Origin of the sequence: Pristimantibacillus sp. PTI5 (assembly GCF_048572955.1) — a bacterium.
Taxonomy (GTDB): Bacteria; Bacillota; Bacilli; order Paenibacillales; family Paenibacillaceae; genus Pristimantibacillus.
The window spans coordinates 5,964,239-5,980,357 of sequence record NZ_CP183886.1 but is presented as its reverse complement, the minus strand read 5'-3'; the positions used below and the strand labels follow the sequence as shown (position 1 = coordinate 5,980,357).

Here is a 16,119-nt window from a genome sequence, read left to right as displayed (position 1 = left end):
TCTTTTCAAGTGAAGCAAACAAGGTGAGAGCCTTGCACTCTCACCTTGTTGATATTGTTTGAATTACCAGTTTAAGATTAACAACGCCAGCGACACCAGATCAGAAATGTCGATCTTATTATCTTTATTCAGATCCAGTTGCTTCACTTGATTCCAATCCGCGTCTGAAGACGATTTACCATATGCCTTAGCCATAATACCCAAATCGCCAATGCTTACTTTATCGTCCGTATTCATATCGCCAGGAATGGAGACAATCACCAACGCTTTAAACGAATCCCATGCCGCTTGAAGCACGGTAGCCGCTTGTTCAAGCTGTGTCTGCGTAGACTGCGCGTCCTCTACAACTGCTTTGGCATTGTTGATAGCCATTTGAAGTACGGCTTTAAAGCCAGCAGGGTATTGTCCCATTAATTTACCCTCTACGGCTGCATCATGGAAAGATTGAACATTGCCAATCAATTCGAGCAATGCCGCGCGTCCTATAACATTGATAACCACGTTATGCGTACGCCCCGTAATCTCGATTTCATTACCTTGGCTATCGGCTGCAATTAGATTGGTTACGCTTACGGCTGCAATCCCGCTCACCGCATTTTTGGCTTTAAAGTTCAATTTCACTAATCCTGCATCTGTCCGTTCAAGACCACCGTTCAGATGAGCACCAACGATTCGAATGGTTCCCGGCTCATGTTCGTAGCCAGCGATCGCAAACACGGTTTCATCTGCTGAGGTTGGTGGCGCCAACAACTCCAGCTTTTCCGCATCGTACGTGATCGTAATGTCTTGAGCCGTTATATTTTCCACATCTGTGACCAGACCATACGTTAACTCGAATTGTTGATTGCTGCTAACGGCTGCCGGTCCTGTCCATACGACTCCATCCTCAAGTGCAATTGAGGAAACGAAGTGATAAGAACCTGATTCCAGTTCATACACAGCTTTGCCATTTTCGTAGCCAACGAATTGAATGCCCTCGGCTTGCGCCGCTGGTAGGCCGCCTTCGGTTACGAAATTGGCCGATGCAGCGGGCAGATAAAGTGTGGCCGTCGTATTGGCAGGAACAGTCGCTTCATAGGTCAATGAATTACCATCGACGTTCCAACCGCTGCTGATCGTACCATACACCGAATCATACGAGCCTTTCGCCCAAGTAATCCGATTTAGGCCGTCAAAAGAAGGCTGTAGAATCGTATGCTTGAAGCCTGGATTGTTCAAATCATTCGAAATGCCTAGCATATTGTTGTACATCCACTCGCCAATTGCCCCATAAGAGAAGTGATTAAACGAGTTCATGCTGGCAGGTCCAAATCCGTCTTCGACCGAATAAGAGTTCCAACGTTCCCAGATCGTTGTAGCGCCGTTTTTAACCGAATATAACCACGACGGCATTTCGTCTTGCAATAGCAGCGTGTAAGCCAGATCAGAATGGCCGGCCTCCGTAAGTACAGGTGCTAAAACGTTTACGCCGAGGAACCCGACAGATAACGTATTTTCTGCGTAGTTCACACGTGCACTTGTCGGATTAGCAGCTTTGAACGCATCGTCGTTACGGATATTGCTGACTAGCAACTCAATCATTTGTTGCTTTTGATCCTCGTTTGCATACATACCGAGTTTCAATGCCCACAGCAAAGATGTCTGTGCATTATTTTCTCCCGGATCATTTCCATTACCTCCGTGAAGCAATGTTAACTTTCCTTCATCATCCAAACGAATATGGTTATTGATGAATGCTTGTTTAATATTTTCGAATAATGCTTCATATTTGGCGACGTCTTCGGTTTTACCCAATGCTCCAGCGATTTGTGCCATAATCTGCGCATCGTAAGCATAGTAGGCATCGCTGACTAACAGGTGGTTCGCTCCCGAAATACCATTAACGTTCCGTCTTTGGAACGACAACCAATCTCCATATTGTCCACCAGGACCACGGTAATTGGTACCCGTTAGTTCAAATAACCGATCCATATATTTCACTAGACTCGGGTAGGCTTTTTCGATAACCCTGGTATCTCCGGTAAATTGCCAGTGCGTCCATGGGACAATTACGCCAGCATCCGACCAGCCAGAATGCGGTGCCTGCGAACCCGCGTACCTAGTAATCGGAACGGTGACTGGGAATGCCCCATTATCACGCTGTGCGTTCATCATACTGTACGTAAAGTTCTCCAGGAAGTTGGCGGTATCGACATTGTAAAATCCCGTTTTAGCAAACAACTGTATATCGCCCATCCAACCTGCACGTTCGTTCCGTTGTGGACAATCCGTTGGAATCCACAAATAATTACCCCGTTGTCCCCACTGGATGTTGCTAATGAGTTGATTGACGTTTTGATCGGAGGTTTCCACCGTTCCTGTCACATCAATGGCAGATGTTGCGACCTTTCCCGTCACATCGAGGACTTGAACTGATTTGTTCTGCGTGACTACCGTTACTTCAACATATCTGAAACCGAAGAACGATAATGAACTCTGGTAATTTTCTCCTTCTTCGCTACCTTTCAGTGTGTATCGCGCGGTAGCTTGTGCGCCGCGTAGGTTCGCTAAGTACAACGAACCTTTTGGCCCATCAGCACCATTGCTATCATCATTTAGCATCTCGGAGAAACGCAACCTGATTTGAGTGCCAGCTTCTCCTTTTACAGTGATGTTAGGAACGCCCACCATGTTCTGGGCAAGATCATAAATGACCGTATCGCCGGTCGACAGAGTAGCGTCATATTCTTTAGCAGCTGCGGCATCGGTGACGGTTCTGGATAGATCAACATTGATCTCTCCTTTACCGTTACGGCTTGACTCTGTATTGATTGCTCCATATACCGACGTTGTTACTGCAATTGGAGTTTGATCCAAACTGTCGATTATTTGCGCTGTCCTGCCATTATAGGAAGTAACTTTCGCATTGGAGTATCTCGTCGTCTTAAAATTATTTTCTTTTACGCCCAACCACTCTGCGTCATTAAAGCCGTTGTCGTTCCAACCAACGATCTCCTTTGTGGCATCGTAATTCTCACCGTCATAAATATCATTTAACGTGTAAGGCGTATTCACTGTGCCTTTCCAGCCAGCATTTGTATCCGTGACGATGACCTCAGTTGAACCGTCTTCATAAGTAATCAGCATTTTAGCCAGCAATGCCAGATCTTGTCCCTGCGAGCTATAATACGGCGCTCCTTGCGCAATTCGGCTGTTATACCAACCATTTCCAAGTAGAGCAGCCAGCGTTACGCTATTTTCGCCTTGAACATAGCTAGTCACGTCATAGCTCATGTAATTAATTTCTTTGTTATATTCCGTCCAGCCAGGTGCCAACAGTTCATAAGAAGTGTCTGAATCACCGACAATGCCTACACGATCACCGTTAATATAAGCATCAAATACACCTAACGCGGTGATATAAAGACGTGCACTTGCCACTTCACCGTCAAGCGAAGTTTCTTTTCTTAAAAACGGCGCCCCACTTCTTTGTGTAGTATCAATCGAGATCCACTTGGCTCCGCTCCAACCCCCTACGCCGTCCGTGCTCAAGACTCCAGTCTCGAAATAGTTGGCTTCTGGTGTCGCCACTTCCGTTCCATTCTTATCCCATACTTTGACGGTCCAATAGTACAGAGTGGTAGCAGCGAAAGCGTTTCCAGCATACTCTACCGCAACCGATTTATCAGACGCTACCTTGCCGCTGTTCCATACATCGGCGGATTCCGGTGTCAGCTTGTCGGGACTTGTCGCTACTAACAGTTGATAAGCCGTTTGCTTCTGACCACGAACATCCGAAGTCATAATCCAACTGAAACGTGGAATCGTATCCACCCCAATTGGATTCGTCCGATACTCCACCTTTAAATCTTTGATTTGAGTGCCAACTCCGACTGAGGAACCCTCCGACGCAGACGCTTGGGAAGCGCCTTTATAAATCGTTATGCTAGAAAGAAACATCGTCAAAACCAAAAAAATGCTCATAAACCGCAATGATGGCTTACTACTCCGATATACCATATTAACCTCCCTAGACAAAATAAGTAATTGAAACAACTCTACAGCTTCTAAAACAATACAATCCGGTTCGTCTCCGGATACCCTCCTTCCCATCCTCATATTCTCTGGGTGAGCATGCATGCTGTATGTTTTGAAGTTACTTTATCTTGGTCATTCATCACAGGGGGCAATGTTCTTCATTGGGGGGCATTCTTCACTTTTTAAGTTCTAACATATAAAAAAAACCTCTTGGTCGCAGTTTTTATCCATGAGGTCACGGACTATTTTTTCACTGTCTACCAAGAGGGGAGCAATCCGTTCTCTTATTTATATTGTTTTGTTTTCTAAGCTCGTCTGTTAGAGTGCGGCTAACTCTTCGACAATTTTTTCAAGCTTCTGAATGGAAACTCGCATCATCGTATTCTTGCTGATTTCTTCAAGAGACAGTGGTTTAGCGATATTGACCAATGCTCCTTCAAGCAGATTTGGAGCATATTCTCGAATAATGGTCGTCGCCTTCTCGTCCATAAGAATCTCGACCAATTTGGTATTTGCGTCATAAGCTTCACGGAATAGTCCATGAGCTGAATATTGAAAGCGGTATGCACCAGAACCGACAATAATTAAGACATTATCATCGTTTTCGGTAATGGACACAATTCCTTCAACCTGATCTAACGATCTCCCATTTTCGGTAGTATCAGCACTCTTAGCCCCCACAAGAACGATTTCTGCACTTGTATTTGCAGGTATGAGCGCCTCCACTTCAATACGGTTTCCGATTAAGCGCCAACTGGATTCGACAATTCCGTACATAGAAAGATGCGTAGCCTTAGCAGAAGATAATTTTGTCGAACCAAATTGCGGAGCAATACGAGCCCGTTTAAATCCCGGAACGGATGGTGACATATTAAGGCCAGCCACATTTTTATACATCCAATCACCAATGGCTCCATAAGCATAGTGGTTAAACGAGTTCATATCGTCGCTCCAGAATGAACCATCCGGCTTCACGCTATCCCAATGTTCCCAAATTGTTGTTGCTCCTTTAGATACAGAATACAGCCATCCTGGATAACTTTCTTGCAGTAAGAGGCGAATGGCTGTCGTATGAAATCCGTTGTTTGATAATGCAAAGCAAAGATACGGAGTCCCTACGAAACCTGTGGAAAGATGGTAATCATTTTCGACAATCATGTTATTGAGATCCGCTGCGACACGTTTCTTCACATGATCATCGACCAAATCGAATACTAGAGCAAGAACATGAGCCGTTTGAGTCGGCGAAGCAATGCGGCCCATTTTCGTTACGAATTCGTCCTGAAATGCTTCACGAACTTGTTCGTAAAGTCTCCCGTATCGATCCGCATCATCAAAACGTTCAAGCACCTGTGCCGCATCGCGTACAATCCGCGTCGAATAGGCAAAATAGGCGGTTGCTATGAGAGTAGTTGGCGTTGAACCGATATAACTGTTCTCTTTTGCATCCAGTCCTAACCAATCTCCAAAGTGGAATCCCGTATTCCACATATACTCGTTCTCGCCTTGGGCACGGATGTATTCCACCCATTTTTTCATGCTCTCAAATTGTTCCTCAAGCAACCTCACATCGCCATAGTATTGATAAAGGGTCCATGGACAAATAACAGCCGCATCTCCCCAGGCTGCGGAACTCGATCCGCCTACTATATCCGGAATGACATAAGGGACACCTCCGTCTTCGTGTTGTTCAGCTTTAAGATCGCGCAACCATTTCGTAAAGAAAGGTGCTCCCTGGTAATTAAATAGCGCCGTACTGATGAACACTTGAGCGTCTCCTGTCCAGCCCAGTCGTTCATCCCGTTGCGGACAATCCGTAGGTAAATCCAGAAAGTTGCCACGTTGCCCCCATTTTATATTTTGTTGCAATCGATTGACTCGTTCATCCGAGCACTCGAAATAACCAGACTCCTTCATGTCTGAATGTATGACTTCGCCTTTAAAGGCCTCGAGGGGCAATTGATTGTCCTGCAGCGGATAGCCAGTTACCTTCACATAACGAAAGCCCATGAACGTAAAATGAGGTGCATACTCTTCGGTAGTATCGCCACACGAGATATAGGTCACCGCTTGTTTCGCGGAACGCAGATTACCAAAATAAATATTTCCGTCCGCATCGAGCACTTCAGAATGTTGCAAGGTAATGGTTGTTCCCGTTGGTGCATTCACACGAAATCTTACTCTGCCAACCATATTTTGTCCAAAATCTAGGACATGATCGCCTGCCGGCGTAATAAAGGTTGCCACAGGAGCGAGAACCTCCGTTACCGCGTTCCGCCAATTTTCTTGGGCAACCAATTGTTGATATCCAAGATCGACGGTTTGAACGGCTGCCCATGACGCATCGTCAAACAGCGGTTCTGACCAACCGATTCGTTTCAATCGCGCATCGTATGTTTCTCCGTGATAGATATTTGAATATAACACAGGTCCAGTCACAGACTTCCAGGTTGTGTCCGAAGCAATGACCTCTTCCGTTCCATCTGAATACCGAACATGCAGCTGAACCAGTGCCGCGCGCTGATCCCCATATCTATAGTTACGACCATCGAATCCCAAATCGCCCCGGTACCAGCCATCGGCAATCATGACGCCAATTCCGTTGCCACCAGCCCTGAGTTCGTCTGTGACATCGTATGTCTGAACCTGAATTCGATGATGGTAACTTGTCCAGCCCGGTGTGAATAAATCCTCAGAAACCTTGTTCCCGTTCAAATAAAGTTCGTAGATACCTGCAGCCGTTACATATACCCGTCCATAGACGATATCGGAATGGAGGTTAAACCCTTTACGAAGTAAAAACGCGGCTTCCGTATCAGCTGGAATGGCTGTTGCTTCCGGTGTAATCCAGTTTGCTTGCCAATCCGAAATCTGCAGACCAAGTTCGATCTCCCCTTCGTCGCTCCAAGGAGATTCATTGCCTGTATTATCCCATGCCTTTACCCGGATTCGATACGATTGACGAGACTCGAGAGCTGGTCCCTCATACACACAATGGAGGGACTGGTCGGATTCAACACGGCCTGTATCCCATACCGGATCTGAATAATCATCCTCTTGTTTCTTCAGCTGCAATTGATATGCGGCTTGTAAAACGCCTCGTCGATTACCGGTTTCGAGCATCCAACTGAATCTAGGAGTTGCAACATCACTGCCTAATAACCGACTTTGATACTCACATTTTAAGGATTGTATCGTTAAACTGGACATCATCTCATATTCTCCTTTGAAACGTTTTGGCTTTTATTTCGCTTTCTACATGCAAACTTAGCCTTTTACCGAACCAGCTGTCATTCCGGCAACGATGCGTTTATTAAACAGCAAGAATAAGACGAGCGGCGGAATCGTAATCAGCAAAATATTCATGAATAATAAATTATATTGTGTATTAAATTGGCTTTGGAAATTATACAGCGTAAGCTGAACAGTTACATTTTTCGATCCTGGCAGAAAATATAAAGGATTTGTAAAGTCATTGAAAATATTAACGGCAGACACGACGACTACGGTTGCCGTAACCGGTTGCAATAACGGGAGAATAATAGAGAAAAACAAACGCATTCCATTGCTGCCGTCTATGACAGCCGCCTCGTCAACCTCACGAGGAATAGTAGACATAAACCCTTTATACAGTAGAACAGCAAACGGAAAACTTAAGGCTACTTCGATTAGAATAAGACCTAACATCGTTTTAAATAAACCAATGCCATCCATAACCCAGATCGTAGGCACTATCGCCGGCGGGATGATTAGACCTGCCAAAATCAGAAAGTTCATGAACGGCGTCATTCGATCTTTACGACGTTGCAATACGTAGGCAGCCATGGCGGATAAAACAATGAGTATAACGATCGAGACTAGCGTCAGCACGGTACTATTAAAAAATGCGCGAATTAACATATAGTCTCTCGCTTCAATTACTGCCTTCATGTTTTCCCAAAAGTACGTTGTGGAGGGCCAAGTTAAATTCAACAAGGAAGCTTCTTTTGCATCTTTGCCGCTATTTACGATGATAAAGTAGAACGGAATCCATAATGCAACGATTGAAAATAAGACTGCGACAATCTCAAATCCGAGCTTACGAATCTTTCTCACAGGTCTACCTCCCTTCGATTCAGGTATGTGTACAGTGGGAATACAAGTGCAGTCACAACGAGGAATAGAATAACGTTTCCTGCAGTTGCAAGACCGTAAAAGCCTCCTTGATATTGCTTATAGATAATGGACGCAATCAAGTCGGTCGTAAAGCCCGGACCGCCTTTCGTCATTGCCCATACAAGATCGAAAGAACGTAAACCGCCGATAAACGCCAGGATTATAACGGAATTCGTAGCAGGACGGCTTAGTGGCACGATGATATTCCAAAACTTATGCCATGCATTCCCGCCATCAATCTGAAGTGCTTCATAATACTCATTCGGAATCGAGAGGATACCCGCAATGTAAATAACTGTCGCAAAGCCTACGCCCTTCCAAACATCGACCATCGCGACTGAAAGTAGAGCGATACTTGTGTTTCCGAGCCAGTCTGGGCCTTCAATACCTATGAAAGCCAATGCCGTATTAATAATTCCCTGACTGGGGTGCATCATGACACTGAATACGATGCCGACTGCTATTGTACTTACCAAGGTAGGAAAAAATATGACAGACCTTAAATAATGCTTGGTCCATATATTCGAAGTTAAAAGGACGCCTAGCAATAAACCGATTACAACTTTCATGCTGCAGGTGACAACCGCATAAATTAATGTATTTTTAAAACCAATACTAAGCGACTGCTCATTAAAAAACGTGATGAAATTTTCAAAGCCAATAAACTCCCACTCTGTAAGGTTCCATCTTGTAAGACTAAAGAAGAAGGACATGATCGTAGGCAAAATAAAAATAATAAAATATAGGATGGCTGCAGGCAATAAAAAATAATATGAATATGTGCTCCTGAATATTTTGTTCATGAGTATCTCTCCTAAGCTTTTGAAGTGAATCGGCCCTGCTTTTGACACAGGGCCGAACTTCTTATACAAGATTGATCACGCTATAATGGTTTACCAACCTTCTATGCCCAGTTGTTTTGCCTGTTTTTCTACATCTTTGTCATATGCGGCAGCACCTTCTTGAGCTTTCTTAATGCCCGCTCCTACTTCAACAGTAAGCTGTTCGAGGCTCGGTCCTTTAATTGGAGAGACGAACTCTAAGGCAGGAGCTGTTTTACCCGAATCAAAGTATGGGAGCATTTCCTTCACCAGAGTAGGCACATCATCAGGGATTACTGCATCGTTAATGAGATAAGGACCAACTGGTTTCGATATAGCCGTGATCGCCTCAGTTCCTTCTACGGAAGCGATATAGGCCAAAAATTGTTTAGCTTCCTCGATATGTTCGCTCTCCTTGTAGATATATGCGGATGTTGGCATCCATACTGTCAGACCATTCTGAGAGGCATCATCACTTGGTTGGGCAAAAAACCCGATGTTTTCAATGAGGTCTGGGAAGTTTTGTGCCATAGTCGGTGTAGCGAGCGAGAGCATCGGATAATGCGCTCCCTTTCCTTCTGCTAACATTTTCATACCAGCATCATAAGTCGTTGCCAATTTGTCTTTGTTGTAAAAGCCTTTGTCATTCAGCTCTTGAAGCTTCTCGAAGCTTCGCAATGCTGCAGGTGTATTAGCGTTTGTCGCCTTATGGGCAGTATAGTCGTCAGCAAACGTTGGAACCTGTGCTTGTACGTTATAGAAGTCGGCAAGGACGACAATTTGAGAAGTCCACGTATCTTTAAAGGAACCAATTACTGGAGTAATTCCTGCAGCCAAGATTTTTTCGTTGTTTTCCATTAATTCCGCCCAGGTCTTTGGCACTTCAAGACCAAGATCCGCATATACTTTTTTATTGTAGAACCAGCCGCCAGCCACCGTGGATCCAACAGGAATTCCATAGACCTTGTCATTGACTGATACGGTTGGTTTGTACGTGTCGATTACATTAGCCATTAACGTCTCGTTCGTCAAATCGAGCATATTCTTCTCGGGATTTAGCGCTTTCATCAACGATCCGGAGTTATAAATAAATATATCCGCCATATCGCCTGTCGCCAGTCGCGTTTTTACGAGATTATCGCCCTCGGTGCCTCCAGGGCTCGACTCTAAATCGATCGTTATGTTAGGTTTCACTTTTTTAAAACCCTCAATTAGCGCATTAGCCGTATCGACGTGATCTTGTGTACTGCCGGTCAAAAGAGTAAGTGTTACTTCCTTTTCAGCATTCGCGCTTTGTCCTACATCGGAGCCGGAGTTCTCGTTCGAATTTCCGTTTCCGCACGCGGATACGGTTGCTACTACAAGAATAGTGCTTAGCAAGCTAACCCATCGTTTTTTTCTGTTATTGTGCATCTCTTTTCCCCCTATACATTGCTCGAAAGCTTCTAGCCTTCTGCTGTTCTTATTGTAATTCGGTTCAAGAAATGCTGTAAGCGCTTCATTGTTCAGGTATTTGTTCCGGTTTCTTTAGGTGGCATCGGATTAAATTTCAACCTAACTCTTGTCCCGACGCCTTTAAGACTCCATATTTCCATCGAACTATCCGGTCCGTAATATAATTGAAGACGCTCCCTCACGTTTTTTAAGCCAAAGCCATTTTCGACCTGCGATATATCCTCCATACCAATTCCGTCATCTTCTATTATAAAAACCACATAGTGTCCCTCTTTGCGCCCAGTCAATGTAATGGTGCCTTTCCCGATATTCCTCTCCAGCCCGTGATAGATGGAATTTTCCACAAGAGGCTGCAGTAATAATTTCAACATTTCCATAGCTAAAAGGGCCTCATCGACGTCTTCAATGTAGCTAAAGCGGTCATTGAAACGGATGTTTTGAATCTTCATGTAGTGCTGAATGTGTTTTAACTCGTTGTAAATAGGCATCGTTTCTTTTCCCTTGTTAAGGCTAAGCTTAAAACTTTCAGATAGCGAAATAGCCATGTCCGCTACTTTGTAGTTTTTCTCAAGGTAAGCCAGCCAGTACATCGAGTCTAACGTATTGTATAAAAAATGAGGTTTAATCTGCGATTGCAATACGCGGAGCTCTGCTTCCTTTTCCTTCAATTCAGAGTGAATCAGTTTTTCATTCAATTCATCGTATTCAACAGCAATTCGTTTAAAGGTATTTCCGATTACTCCGACTTCATCTTGGGCAAAAACCTCTGGAAACACCTTTACACCCTTCGTCCAATCCAACATCATCTTTTTCACCTGAAGCAAAGGGCGCGTTATCGTTCCGGAAATGATAAAGGATACCGCTATTGCAAACAATGCGAATGCAGAAGCAATCAAGGTTGTTACCCACCTAATATTTCTCGCTTCTCCAAGCAATTCTTTCTTCTGTACCAAATGAACTAAAGTCCATTTAGAGGTCTGATTATAGAAGGAATTTATGACGTAGCCCTGCTTCTCTAGTTGTCCTAATACTTCGTTCATTCCTCCGTTCCCTAGCGGAATATCGACAGAGCTATTGTAGACGGCTATAGGCGTTCCTTCCAAATGATCTATTGCCATATAGGCCCCATACTCAGAACCATTGGCATTAAACACTTTTCCAAAAATGGACTTGGACACGTTAATAACTAAAATACCAATAGGTTCCCCGCTATTGGTATCCGCATCTCGGAATAACTTTACGGTGGAAAAAGCATCATCTAATTCACCAAACAAGTCAGAAGGCAAATATTCAATTTTTCCTTTATTTTTATAGGCGTTCATGTACCAATGGGACTCCTTGATCCGCGAAATTTTATCCTCTCTTTCATAAACACCTGAATCATCGGAGCGCCCGGAACAAAAAGTTCTAAACTGCAAATCAATAACACAGATGGACTTCACAAAGCGTGTATCCGCATAACTGCTGCTGAACATTCGTTGTAATCGTGTTGTAGTTCTAAGCGTTTGAATATCCGGCCGCACATCTGAATCCTGACTATTACTCCTTAATTCATCTCGAATATCTTCATTATTTACAAGTGACCAATGTAAATTATTAATATTACGAAAAAGCAAATCTGCGACTTCACTGGAAGTCCTTAATTGGTCTTTATTAGATTTTTCGTTTACATCAATCAATGCATCGTTCGTAATATTTATCGATATGAGACCAAGTAAAATAATAAGCGGTAGCGACAAAAGGATTATGGCTGCAAGAAACCTGGTGCGAACTCGTTTGAATCTCATTCGAATTAATATATTTTTCATTATCATCGCTATCTACATCCTTAACGGGAGAAATGTTTGTCCTTATACTGTCCCGGTGTCATGCCAACCTGTTTCTTGAATATCTCGTTGAAATGTCTATGGTTTAAATAGCCGACCTTTCCGCTAACTTCATTAACACGCAAACCTTCTCGCAACATGATTTTGGCGTGTTCAATGCGAAGGTTTGTAAGATATTTAATATAAGTTATTCCCATTTGTTCGCGAAAAAGGAGGCTGAAATAAGTCGGATTTAAACCGACATGCTCTGCTAATTCCTGCAGGTAAACATCATCTCCATAATTATTATCCAGATATACAATTGCCTTTTCTATTGCGATATTTTTACTGGAAGTGCGATTCGCCTTTAACCATTCCATAATCAACTCAAGCCTGCCCTTTAACCAAACGATCATTTCTTCTCTCGTCTGCATACCGCTCAGTTCCTGGTGTGGGATGATCATCCCAGGCAACTGAATATCGCGATCAACGTCCTTTACAACTTCATGTCCGCGATACACCATCATTAAAATCTCATGTTCAGCTTTCTCTGGATCGAGCTTCTGTGTCTCCATCCATACATCGAACGACTCCAAAGCCTTGTCCAATGAAACTTTATCCAATGTCCTTAGAGATAATACAACTGCCTCTTCATGTTTGTTTAAATTGTTAGTGAAATCTGTATTTCCTTCTATATCTTGAATACGAATCCAACCGGTTTCTTTCATAAATCTTCCATAGCGAAGTGCGCGTAGTGCCTCTCGATAACTCTTTGGTGCATCAATCATGGAGGCATAAGTTCGGCCTGAACCGAATAAAACTGTATTTTCGTTAGACCACTCCATCAACGTTTCCCAAATTGGCTCTGTCGGTAACTCGTGATGAACCATAACGGTGAGACGTTCAGAACCGTTTGTTACATGAATAATATTGCTCATCAAATTTCCGGTAAATTCATCGTTTTTATCGTTAAAAGCCAGAATGGTGACGCCTTGTACCAAATCAGAATTTCCGTACAAATGAGTCCATTTTTCGAGTGCATTCTCCCCGATCAATAACAAATCAAGCGTTGCTTTTTCAAGTAAATCCAAATGATTCTTTTCCAGTTTGGATTTCAAGGCGCTAACCTCGTATTGATGAACAATACGCTTAATTGTTTTTTCAATTGCGCTCTTAATTTTATCTACAGTCACCGGCTTTTCCAAGTAATCGACTACGCCAAGCCCTATAGCTCGTCGAACGTATTCAAACTCATTAAAGCCACTAAAAACAACAAACATCGTATCAGGAGCTTCCATTGAGATTAATTCGATTAATTCAAGTCCGTCCATGCCAGGCATTCGAATATCCGTAAGTACGATATCAGGGCTCAGATCACGAAAAATCTGAAGCGCTTCAACTCCATTATCGGCCGTTCCAACCAACTCGATTCCGTAGCTTTCCCATTCAATTACAGCTCGTAACGCCATCAATACAATGTGCTCATCATCAAAAACAACAGCCTTAAGCATGCCATGATTCCCTCCTAATTTTGAGATTATTGTACTTATTATAATCCACCATGTTTTTAACTCATCGTAACTTACATAGGATGTTTCTCATATAGCTAATTATTCAGGTTATTGTTCTGTTTTTTTTAGGTTTGATATTATATAACTTATGGATGTAGAAGTTATTCTTTGATTCTATATTCCGATTAATGCATCTTTTTACTCGACTTGAGAAATTGATATGACAATAAAAAAACGGTTGCCAATGTCATCAAGGATCTGACATTAGCAACCATATTGAAAATTACTAAAATTTTTCTATTTATTATAGCCACCATATCAACGGTATACAAAATAGAGGCGTTAGTATGCTCGACATTCCCATCGCAAAAGCACTAATGCCACCTTGAATCTCGGAATCATGCATAACGCGCGCTGTACCAATACCATGTGCTGCCGTTCCCATCGCCGCTCCAATCGCCTCATCGCTACGAATCTTGCACAATTTAAGTATTGTAGGTCCAATCATACTACCCAGTAGTCCTGTAAGTACGGCAAATACGCCGGCCATTTCAGGCGTGCCACCTAACAGTTCGGCAATTTCAATCGCTATTGGGGTTGTAACTGATTTGGGCATAAGTGTTAGCATGATTTGTTCAGAAGCTTGAAAGAGACTGGAAATTCCCCACACAGCAAGCAGACCACATACAGATCCTGCGCTGACCGCTGAAATAATAGGTAAAAGCTGACCTTTTAACTTACGGAAGTATTTATAAAATGGGACCGCGAGGGCTACAGTCGCAGGTCCGAGGAAAAATGTAATGACTTCTCCTCCAATACGGTAGTCATCATACGGAATATCACATAACAACAATAACGCCATGATGCCTCCCGATGTAACTAACAAGGGGTTCACCCTGCGGAAGCGTCCATTAAGCAATTGTGCTGCTACGTAGAACACCACAGTAATTGTAATTCCAAATAACGGCTGTTGAAACCATGCATCACTCATAAGTACGGTCCTTCACTTTACCAGTCTGCCATGACGTAATACCGGCGGTGACGATCAGTACAATAAGAGTTGCCCCAATCAATGTAGTCGTTACAGCTATCCACTGATCTCTAATTTCTCCAAAGAATAACATTGTTCCAACAATTATTGGTGCGAAAAAAATCATCATATGCCGCAAAAAAAATTGGGCAGTCTCCTCAATCCAAGCCAGCTTAACCCATCCTGCAAACAGACTAATAACAAGTAACACCAACCCAATGACATTCCCCGAGATCGGCAGTGACAGCAGTGCATGAATTAAATTTCCCAATACTGTATACCCCAGCAAAATGGCTAAACCTCTCATAAGCATTTCCTCATATCCATTAGTATAGCTATCGTTACTGATTAATTATAATTGGTCACTGTTATATAAGATACTATACTAGCAGAATGTTTCCCATCTCATTTGATATATTACTCTACATAAAGATGCTTTCCTTAAATGAGGAGAGCCTCTTTCCTAATGATGAATCGATCCCGCGACAAAACCCATCTTTATTCCTCCATAGAAATCTTTTGCATCATGGAGTATTTGCTTTGAATTGCAGTCTGAGTGCTCCAATTAACGTTTAGAAATATAGGTTTCAAAAATATCCCTTTTTTAAGCATTCTTTTCTTCTTTATTTCCTAGTAAAATGATGGCTTCGCCCAATCTGTATCTGGTTCGCTCACTCCTAGACTGGCTTTAAGGTATTTATCACTTTTTTCTTCAATTATATCCATTATTAATTGAGTGACTGCTTGACGTGTAACTTGTGCACCTTTAAATGGTTCTCCTTTTTGGGTGAGCATATATTTCGTATTACCGGCTTGGTTGTAAAGCCATGTTAATCTTAATAGTGTATAATCCAGATCCGAATTTTCAAGCATCCGTGCAGATGCAATCTGGGATTGCATCCTGCTGCTTCCACCAATCATACGTTTATTCCATTCCCCGAAAGCTCCATGGACTTCATCATAAATTCCAAGAACGGAGGCAGCGATTACTCTTTTTACTCCTGCATCATGCATGGCATCCGTAATTGTTTTCGTTGATTGCTCAACACCCATGTCATTAATATATATAATGTCGACATCTTTCATAGCATCGATCAGTTTAGCTTTGTCTTTAAAATCACCATCAAAAATTTCCAGACTTTTATCAACAATAGTTAATCGCTTATGAGCGTTTCTTGCATAAAGAACAATAGAATGGTCCTTCAAATGGAGTAATTCATTTGTTAGCATGCGGCCAATTTGACCTGCTGCACCTAAAATCAAAATTTTCATAATAGCTGCTCCTCGACAATATTTTCAAATAAGCCCCGGCGGGTGCCGGGGCT

10 protein-coding genes are annotated in these 16,119 nt (G+C 42.9%); all 10 read right to left on the bottom strand.

All coding sequences use genetic code 11. From position 1 onward, the window contains the following. Nucleotides 1-63: 63 nt before the first annotated feature. The 10 genes from ACN6MW_RS26335 to ACN6MW_RS26290 all read right to left on the bottom strand — a co-directional run bounded on the left by ACN6MW_RS26335 (nt 64) and on the right by ACN6MW_RS26290 (nt 16,066). Nucleotides 64-3,999, bottom strand: a complete 3,936-nt coding sequence (locus tag ACN6MW_RS26335; protein WP_419872797.1) for a family 78 glycoside hydrolase catalytic domain — start codon at nt 3,997-3,999, stop codon at nt 64-66. A gap of 336 nt (nt 4,000-4,335) precedes the next feature. Beyond that, the gene (locus ACN6MW_RS26330; RefSeq protein ID WP_419876455.1) at nt 4,336-7,227 is read right to left on the bottom strand and encodes a family 78 glycoside hydrolase catalytic domain; all 2,892 of its coding nucleotides are present in this window, start codon (nt 7,225-7,227) and stop codon (nt 4,336-4,338) included. Between the two features lie 57 nt (nt 7,228-7,284). Further along, nucleotides 7,285-8,112 carry a carbohydrate ABC transporter permease gene (locus ACN6MW_RS26325; RefSeq protein ID WP_419872796.1) on the bottom strand — a complete coding sequence of 276 codons (828 nt, stop codon included), beginning with the start codon at nt 8,110-8,112 and terminating at the stop codon, nt 7,285-7,287. Beyond that, the gene (locus ACN6MW_RS26320; RefSeq protein ID WP_419872795.1) at nt 8,109-8,975 is read right to left on the bottom strand and encodes a carbohydrate ABC transporter permease; all 867 of its coding nucleotides are present in this window, start codon (nt 8,973-8,975) and stop codon (nt 8,109-8,111) included. Before ACN6MW_RS26320 ends, ACN6MW_RS26325 begins: the two co-directional genes overlap by 4 nt. A gap of 90 nt (nt 8,976-9,065) precedes the next feature. Continuing rightward, on the bottom strand, nt 9,066-10,406 hold the full coding sequence (locus ACN6MW_RS26315) for an ABC transporter substrate-binding protein (protein ID WP_419872794.1): 1,341 nt from the start codon (nt 10,404-10,406) through the stop codon (nt 9,066-9,068). A gap of 92 nt (nt 10,407-10,498) precedes the next feature. Further along, entirely contained in the window at nt 10,499-12,262 is a 1,764-nt protein-coding gene (locus ACN6MW_RS26310; protein WP_419872793.1) for a cache domain-containing sensor histidine kinase, read from the bottom strand. 14 nt (nt 12,263-12,276) lie between these two features. Further along, nucleotides 12,277-13,764, bottom strand: a complete 1,488-nt coding sequence (locus tag ACN6MW_RS26305) for a response regulator (RefSeq protein WP_419872792.1) — start codon at nt 13,762-13,764, stop codon at nt 12,277-12,279. Between the two features lie 304 nt (nt 13,765-14,068). Next, nucleotides 14,069-14,755 carry an LrgB family protein gene (locus ACN6MW_RS26300; RefSeq protein WP_419872791.1) on the bottom strand — a complete coding sequence of 229 codons (687 nt, stop codon included), beginning with the start codon at nt 14,753-14,755 and terminating at the stop codon, nt 14,069-14,071. After that, on the bottom strand, nt 14,748-15,101 hold the full coding sequence (locus tag ACN6MW_RS26295; RefSeq protein WP_419872790.1) for a CidA/LrgA family protein: 354 nt from the start codon (nt 15,099-15,101) through the stop codon (nt 14,748-14,750). The genes ACN6MW_RS26300 and ACN6MW_RS26295 overlap by 8 nt, the downstream gene beginning before the upstream one ends. A 323-nt stretch (nt 15,102-15,424) precedes the next feature. Continuing rightward, complete coding sequence (locus ACN6MW_RS26290; protein ID WP_419872789.1) at nt 15,425-16,066, bottom strand: NAD(P)H-binding protein; 642 nt, start codon at nt 16,064-16,066, stop codon at nt 15,425-15,427. Nucleotides 16,067-16,119 lie beyond the last annotated feature (53 nt).

Coding starts and splice junctions, on each gene's coding strand:
- ACN6MW_RS26320 (WP_419872795.1), bottom strand. CDS start 8,975: ATGAACAAAATATTCAGGAGCACATATTCATATTATTTTTTATTGCCT.
- ACN6MW_RS26315 (WP_419872794.1), bottom strand. CDS start 10,406: ATGCACAATAACAGAAAAAAACGATGGGTTAGCTTGCTAAGCACTATT.
- ACN6MW_RS26295 (WP_419872790.1), bottom strand. CDS start 15,101: ATGAGAGGTTTAGCCATTTTGCTGGGGTATACAGTATTGGGAAATTTA.
- ACN6MW_RS26305 (WP_419872792.1), bottom strand. CDS start 13,764: ATGCTTAAGGCTGTTGTTTTTGATGATGAGCACATTGTATTGATGGCG.
- ACN6MW_RS26310 (WP_419872793.1), bottom strand. CDS start 12,262: ATGATAATGAAAAATATATTAATTCGAATGAGATTCAAACGAGTTCGC.
- ACN6MW_RS26335 (WP_419872797.1), bottom strand. CDS start 3,999: ATGGTATATCGGAGTAGTAAGCCATCATTGCGGTTTATGAGCATTTTT.
- ACN6MW_RS26330 (WP_419876455.1), bottom strand. CDS start 7,227: ATGTCCAGTTTAACGATACAATCCTTAAAATGTGAGTATCAAAGTCGG.
- ACN6MW_RS26290 (WP_419872789.1), bottom strand. CDS start 16,066: ATGAAAATTTTGATTTTAGGTGCAGCAGGTCAAATTGGCCGCATGCTA.
- ACN6MW_RS26300 (WP_419872791.1), bottom strand. CDS start 14,755: ATGAGTGATGCATGGTTTCAACAGCCGTTATTTGGAATTACAATTACT.